This is a genomic window from Gluconobacter potus, from assembly GCF_015244705.1.
GTDB classification, from domain to species: Bacteria; Pseudomonadota; Alphaproteobacteria; order Acetobacterales; family Acetobacteraceae; genus Gluconobacter; species Gluconobacter potus.
In genome coordinates this window covers 99,639-106,064 of the sequence record NZ_JABCQF010000008.1, presented here as the reverse complement: position 1 = coordinate 106,064, position 6,426 = coordinate 99,639, and the positions used below count along the sequence as shown (strand labels likewise).

At 59.5% G+C, this 6,426-nt stretch carries 7 protein-coding genes and 1 pseudogene; 3 read left to right on the top strand and 5 right to left on the bottom strand.

What is annotated here, in order from left to right; translation table 11 throughout:
• Positions 1-163, top strand: a 163-nt coding sequence (locus HKD31_RS11990) for a transposase (RefSeq protein ID WP_194265173.1), incomplete at its 5' end; no start/stop codon positions are given.
• Positions 164-261: 98 nt separating this feature from the next.
• On the opposite strand, the pseudogene HKD31_RS16280 reads toward HKD31_RS11990, so the two are convergent.
• The 4 genes and pseudogenes from HKD31_RS16280 to HKD31_RS11970 form a co-directional block, all read right to left on the bottom strand.
• A pseudogene (locus tag HKD31_RS16280) lies at positions 262-727 on the bottom strand (DUF1349 domain-containing protein).
• Between the two features lie 121 nt (positions 728-848).
• Positions 849-1,265: an NUDIX hydrolase gene (locus HKD31_RS11980; protein WP_194265174.1), complete on the bottom strand. Its 417-nt coding sequence runs from the start codon at positions 1,263-1,265 to the stop codon at positions 849-851.
• Positions 1,255-2,547 (bottom strand): FAD binding domain-containing protein, encoded by a 1,293-nt coding sequence (locus tag HKD31_RS11975; protein WP_194265175.1) that lies wholly within the window; start codon positions 2,545-2,547, stop codon positions 1,255-1,257. Before HKD31_RS11975 ends, HKD31_RS11980 begins: the two co-directional genes overlap by 11 nt.
• Positions 2,544-4,676, bottom strand: coding sequence for a molybdopterin cofactor-binding domain-containing protein (locus HKD31_RS11970; protein WP_194265176.1), 2,133 nt, complete (start codon positions 4,674-4,676; stop codon positions 2,544-2,546). Before HKD31_RS11970 ends, HKD31_RS11975 begins: the two co-directional genes overlap by 4 nt.
• 154 nt (positions 4,677-4,830) lie before the next feature.
• Here HKD31_RS11970 and HKD31_RS11965 point away from each other — a divergent pair, with 154 nt between their 5' ends.
• Both HKD31_RS11965 and HKD31_RS11960 read left to right on the top strand, forming a co-directional pair.
• Positions 4,831-5,412: a TetR/AcrR family transcriptional regulator gene (locus tag HKD31_RS11965; RefSeq protein ID WP_228120603.1), complete on the top strand. Its 582-nt coding sequence runs from the start codon at positions 4,831-4,833 to the stop codon at positions 5,410-5,412.
• 189 nt (positions 5,413-5,601) lie between these two features.
• Complete coding sequence (locus tag HKD31_RS11960; protein WP_370543926.1) at positions 5,602-5,751, top strand: hypothetical protein; 150 nt, start codon at positions 5,602-5,604, stop codon at positions 5,749-5,751.
• Positions 5,752-5,790: 39 nt separating this feature from the next.
• Here HKD31_RS11960 and HKD31_RS11955 read toward each other — a convergent pair whose 3' ends face one another.
• Positions 5,791-6,288 (bottom strand): tyrosine-type recombinase/integrase, encoded by a 498-nt coding sequence (locus HKD31_RS11955; protein WP_194265177.1) that lies wholly within the window; start codon positions 6,286-6,288, stop codon positions 5,791-5,793.
• Positions 6,289-6,426: the final 138 nt, after the last annotated feature.

Sequence of the window (6,426 nt, the reverse complement as noted above, 5' to 3'; positions counted from 1 at the left end):
GCGGCGTTACAGGGATCGCAACCACATCGAGCGGATGTTCAACAGGCTCAAGCAAATGCGCCGCATCGCGACCCGCTACGACAAGACCGCCTTATCCTTCAAGAGTTTCCTCAATATCGCCGCCGCAAGACTCTGGATTGGGTCTTTTGTCAACATGGCCTAGGCATTCCGCACATTGCGTCATGTTCCGCTGCAATTCAGAAACGCTGGCAACATAGAACTCGCCAACCAGCATTTTCTGCTTTTCGGTTTGCGAGGACATCATGTCAGGTCGTGCAGCGGCTTGTCGAGTGGCGCGCTGAGCGTCCAGTCGGAAAAGCGGACTTTCAGGCTGTCACGCTCCGGAGAGCAGCCTATTGGACCGACGAGACAGGACCCTGCTTTCGAGAACGATGCCAGACGCATGAGCGGCAAAACCCTCCCATCACCGGAAACCTGAAGTCGCAGCACGCCATCGCTGACTGTGGCGCGTATCCAGAAATTTATCCGTGAGGACACTGCTGAGCATGGCGCGCCCGTCCGAGAGTTCAATCCCGGCCTTGACCCAGTGTTGTTCGTCAATGCGGATCATGAGGCCGGCCTGATCGTACAGCTTTTCATATTCGGCACGGATACGAAGCTGCGCGGTGAAGCGGGTTGGTGCAGGCATGCCATAGAAATGCCCGCTGTCACGTGTGAAGCCATAGAAGGTCTCGCGCCAGAAATCGGTTCCCTTGTCTGTCGTCATCTCAAGGATATCGGGCATAATGGCGCTTTGACGGGGTTTGTTGAGCCAGACCCCGTTTTGCCAGAGGCCGGGGAGGTCGGTCTTTCCGGTGTTCTCGGTCACGGTTCAACTTTCGTATCGTTCAGGACGCATCCCAGTCCTGCAGGGCCTGAAGTGCGACCTGGGTTGCATGCGTCAATCGGTCTGGGAGCTGCTCAAGTGGAAACCATTTCACGTCCCCAAGGGCTTCAGGTTCCCTGATGGAAGCGTTCCCGGTGAAGTCTTCAGCGATATAGACGGGCGCGATCCAGTGTTCATTCCGCTCCGGGGCAATCTGGTCCACGACGCAGAGCAGGATCATTCGTTCAATCTGGAGGCCCGTTTCCTCGAAAATTTCCCGTCTGACGGCCTGTTGCAGGGTTTCAAACGGCTCGACCTTTCCGCCCGGAAGGCCCCAGTGGTCGCGTTCTGGATCGCGCTTCCGGTACACGAGCAGCAGACAGTTTTCTTTGAGGAGGACGGCGCCGCAGCCTGCGCGGGGCAATGTATTAGCTGTCATGGGCGAAGAGCTCCCGGCAATGGCGTATGAGAAGGTGTCCAGCGACGCGTCTGCGGTAAGACGCTGTGGAACGCATGTCGTCGATCGGCGTGATTTCGGACATCGCCTGTTCGGCCACGGATCCGAGATGGTCTTTGTCCCGTATTCCTGAGGCAAGGGCATGGTGCGCTTTTGGGCATGTCATGGGAACGGGGCCGACGGCTCCGAAGGCGAAGCTGATCCCGGCGGGATCGTCAGGCACTTTGACCGTTGCGAGGGAAAGCTTTGAAATTGCCTGCGCCTTGCGAGGGCCGACTTTCGAGAATGTCTGTGGTTGTCCCAGACATTTTGCGGGAATGACAAAGCCAGCGATCAGTTCTCCTGACCTGCGTTGCGTGTGTCCGGGGCCGGCGATGAATGCTGCAACGGGCATTTCCCGAGTTCCATCCCGGTGGATCAGCCTGATGCGGGCCTGAAGCGCGACCAGAGCGGGAAGGCTGTCTCCGGCCGGAGAGGCGGTGGCGATGTTGCCGCCAATGGTTGCGGCATTTCTGATCTGGGGGCTTCCAACACCATAGGCGACGTCCCGGATGATCGGGACGGTCTGCGCGATGATAGGGTCATGCAGGATGTCCTGCCAGCGCATCAGGGCGCCGATGATGAGAGTGTCGCCTTCCCGGAAGACCTGATGCAGTTCGGGGGTATTCAGTCGTGCAAGCGGAAAGAGGCGCAGGGACTGTAGGCCATGCCCCGCACGCACTACGAGGTCGGTTCCGCCTGCAATCGGGATCAGGTCGGGGTTTTCAGCCAGACAGGCCAGCGCGTCCTTTAGGGACAGATCTGCCTTGTCGGAAATGGCGGCTTTGCTTGATGGAAGGCAACCTGTCTGTTCCAGCGCGGAGCGGATCTTCACATATCCCGTACAGCGGCAGAGATTTCCTTCAAGGGCATCGTCCGGGGTGTCATCCGGATGCCGCCCGGCCCAGGCCATGACGATCCCGGGCGTGCAGAACCCGCACTGAACGCCTCCCGTACGTGCCAGAGCAGAACAGATTTCCGTTCCGTCCGGCGTCTGGGCCAGGGCTTCGATGGTGGTGACAGTTGCGCCTTCCAGCGTTTCGGTCGCGACAAGGCAGGAACAGATGGGCCGCCCATTTACGAGAACCGTGCAGGCTCCGCATTCGCCTTCGCCGCAGCCGAGCTTGGCGCCGCTCAGATGCAAATCGTCGCGGAGAACCTGCAGAAGGGTTTGGCCCTGATCGGCAATCTGCACGGGTGCGCCGTTGAGTTGGAAGGTGATCATGACAGGGCCTTTTCCATGACCGGGAGAATGGCTTCCGGTTTGATCGGAAACTGTTCGAAGCGGTGTCCGAGGCACCGTGCCAGCGCATTGGCAATGGCCGCCGCTGCGGGTGTCAGCCCGACTTCCGCAATGCCGCGTGCGCCCAGGGGATTGGATGCATCGGGGTGATTGATCAGATGGACGCGAACATCCGTTGGCACATCACGGATTGTGGGAAGGATGTAGGATGAGAAGCGGTTGTTCAGGACGCGCCCCTCGCGTTGCACGAGGTCTTCGCTCAGGGCGAACCCAAGCCCCTGGGCCAGACCGCCTTCGATCTGTCCGGTCACGCCATCAGGATTGATGACCGTTCCGGCATCGAGCCATGTCTCGACTTCTTCCACCGTAACATTGGCGGTTGCGGTATCCAGTGCGATGCGAACGGCCTGTATGCCGTAGGAATAGCCGACATGAGGCGCACCGAGCGTCAGCTTTTCCGGGAACAAAGGAGCGAAATGCGCCTTCTCTTCAAGCGCTCCGCTTTCGCCGGCTTCTATTCTCGCGGCGAGCTGTTTTGCGGCCTGTGCCACGGCGTTGCCTGTCACGACGACGGAGCGGGACGCGTTCGTGGACCAGGAATTCGTATTGTCTGTTGTGCCGATATCGAGGCGGATGTCATGGGGGTCACAGCCTAATCCGGACGCGGCGATCTGCTGGAACGCGGATAGATTGCCCTCGCCAAGATCGGCACTGGAACAGTCCAGCCAGAAATGTCCGTTTTTATCGCGGCGCAGGGTCACGCTTGATCCGGGTTCGGCGCCGGCTCCCAGCCCGAAACCCTGCCAGACAAAGGCAAAACCGGTCGCGCGGAGCTTGCCGTCCGGGTCTGGTTGCGGACGTTCTTCGGACAGCGCGGAAAGCAACGGTCCCTTGCGGGCTGCTTCGATCAGGCGGGGAAGGGTGACATCATTGCGGACGATATGTCCGGCTGCGGCGCGGTCCCCGCCACGCAGAAGGTTCCGCACACGGAAATCAACGGGATCGAGGCCGCATTTTGCCGCCAGCGCATCCATCGCCTGTTCGATGCCGAGAATGACCTGCGGATTACCGAAGCCGCGAAAGGCAGAGGCATTGCCGGTATTGGTATGGACGACCTGCCCCTGAATCCGGCTTGCCTGAAAACGGTAGGGGCCGGAGGCATGTTCGGCAGCGAGGACAAGGACGGCCGGTCCCAGCGTCATGTAGGCTCCGGTATCGGCAAGAAGACTGGCCCGGAAGCCGGTCAGCTTTCCTGTGGCGTCACAGCCGACTTCGACATCAACCTCAAAGCGGTGCCGTTTGACGGAATAGCCAATGCTTTCTTCGCGCTCATAGACATAACGGGCGGCCCGCCCCGTGGCCTGCACCGCCAGAGCCAGATGCGCCTGAACGTTCAGGTCTTCCTTGCCACCAAAAGCGCCCCCCATGGGCGGGTGGGAGACGTAGATCTGCTCCACCGGAACGCCGAGGATGGCGGCAATCTGCTTCTGGTCCGCGAAGGGATTCTGGCCGCCGCAGATGATGGCGATCCGTTGCCGGTCATCGCGATAGGCGATGCCTGCTTCCGGCTCCAGAAACGCATGTTCCTGCCGTCCTGTGCTGTAAGTCAGGCGCACGACGTGCTCGGACTCTGCCAGAGCCGTCTCCACGTCACCAAAGCCCAGATCGACCTGATGGCAGAGATTGCCGTTCTGTCCGATCCGGGGCGCATCCGGAGCCAGGGCCTCGCGCGCTTCCAGTATGGCGGGCAGGTCTTCATAGTCCACATGGATGAGCCGGCAGGCTTCCCGGGCTTCCTGCTCGCTTTCGGCCACGACGAGGGCCACGGCGTCACCGGAAAAGCGCACCCGGTCATGGCAGAGAACAGGTTGATCCGCTGTAATCAGGCCAAAACTGTTGAGGCCCGGGATATCGGCGTGGGTCAGAACCCGCAGGACGCCGGGGGCGTTTTGCGCGGCCACTGTATCGATTGATAAAATCCGGGCATGGGCCCGGCCTGCGCGCAAGACCTTGAGATGCACGCAGCGATCGCAGTGCAGATCGGAAGGGTACAGAAAGGCCCCTCTGGCTTTGTCGAGGGCGTCCCATTTCTGGATGGATTGTCCAATCACAGGTTTGCTCCGGCGTCTGTCTGGTTCCGACCGTCATCAGGCGATGGAGTAATCGTTACGATACGATCCGTATCGTAGTCAATAAACGATACGGAGCGTTGCGAAAAAGATCAGGTGGTGGCAGTTTTCCGGGGATGCACGCTGGAGATCTCTCTTGAACACGCCTGAGCCCATTCATGATTTGAAAGCCTCTACAGCAGGGAGTGGCCGTAAACGCAGTCAGGAAGCAACCAAGGATGCACAGGCAGCAGCCTTGAAGCTCGCTTATGATCTGGGGCCGGAGCGGGTGACGATGGAGGCGATTGCAAGCCATTCTGGCGTTGCCAAAACGACGCTTTACCGCCGCTGGAACAGTGCCGCAGCCGTCGTCATGGATGCGTTCCTGTCAGAACTGACCCCGCGGATTGCCTATCGGGCCGGGCGGGATGTCCGGCAGACGCTGGTTTTTGCTCTTGAAGATCTCAGCCATGCGCTCGATGAGCCGCGACGGAAGCTCCTGCGGCATATGGTGGCCGCTGCGCAATCCAGTTCCGTTCTGGAACAGGCTTTCTGGGATCGGTGGATTGCCCCGAGAAGGAAAGCTGGGATTGAAGCGCTGGAGCAGTTTGGAGTGGCTACGGAGACGGGAGAACTCATGCTCGATCTGCTGTACGGAGCATTTTACTACCGGATGCTCATTCCGTATGCGCCCATTACGGATATCTGGATCCAGAAGATCGTGGATCAGGTTTCCTGAAAAAGGCTCCTCTGCTGCCGTTTGAGCTTCTGAAGCCGAATTGAAGGAGACGCGATCGCAGCCAGTCAGAAAGCCTGACTTTGGCAACAAGGAGAGACATGCGCATCACTGAGTTTGCCTTTTCATCCAAAGCCTTGCTGCCCGTGCACGCGGCGGTTCTGACTCCCTGGGGCGTGGGTATCCTAGGGCGTGTCCCTGACGTCCGTCGTGGTTCTCGCTGTTCTGGGCGTCGTTGGCACGATTGCCGGCGGAGCGGCGTCTTTGCGTCCAGCACTGCGCGTGACGGCCTCGGACCACAGGGCAGGGGCGACGATGACAGCCGGGTCTGCTGTTCCGTAACCGGCAGGCAAAGGCGTGGACGAAAATGTCTGATATGCGCTAGCAGGTGCGATGAGCGGCCTCTACCGCTCCGCGCGTTTTAATCTCTCGCAGGACAGCAAGGACGATGGGAGGCGTGAGGTCGTTGATCGGCATGTGGCCAACGGAAGGCAGCACATCGCGTTCCAGGCTGCGCCACACATCTGCAGCATGTCGCTCGGTCCAGAGATCTTTCCTCTGAGCGAACCAGTCACGAGCAGTCGCAATAAAGGTCTGGGCAGGATCGATTTTTCCAATCGCCTTAAGCAGCTTCTTTTCTTTTGCCGAATCTCGGCCGGCCTGCAAAACCTTACGTGCCTCGTCACGCTCAGACCGGGCATCAGGAAGGCGAACATCCGGGTATGATCCGATGGTGTAGGTCTTTTCCTTGCCCTCAATCTCATAGCGCCAGTGCTTGCCGCCAGAGGGGGTCACTTGGAGATACAGGCCCCCGCCATCCGTGAGTTTGAAGGCTTTGTCTTTTGGCTTGGCCGCACGGACCTGCGAGTCTATCAGCATTTGGCTCTACCCGGTCTCTTCCGAAATTATACCCGCCATCTACCCGGTCCAGAACGAGACAGGATGAGACAAAACGAGAACGAATGAGACAAGAGGATGGCGCAAAACGCTGGATATACCAAGTCTTTGAGACAACAT

What these genes read in the sequence shown, in the direction of transcription:
- HKD31_RS11980 (WP_194265174.1), bottom strand. Translation starts at nt 1,265, where the DNA reads ATGACAGCTAATACATTGCCCCGCGCAGGCTGCGGCGCCGTCCTCCTC.
- HKD31_RS11955 (WP_194265177.1), bottom strand. Translation starts at nt 6,288, where the DNA reads ATGCTGATAGACTCGCAGGTCCGTGCGGCCAAGCCAAAAGACAAAGCC.
- HKD31_RS11975 (WP_194265175.1), bottom strand. Translation starts at nt 2,547, where the DNA reads ATGATCACCTTCCAACTCAACGGCGCACCCGTGCAGATTGCCGATCAG.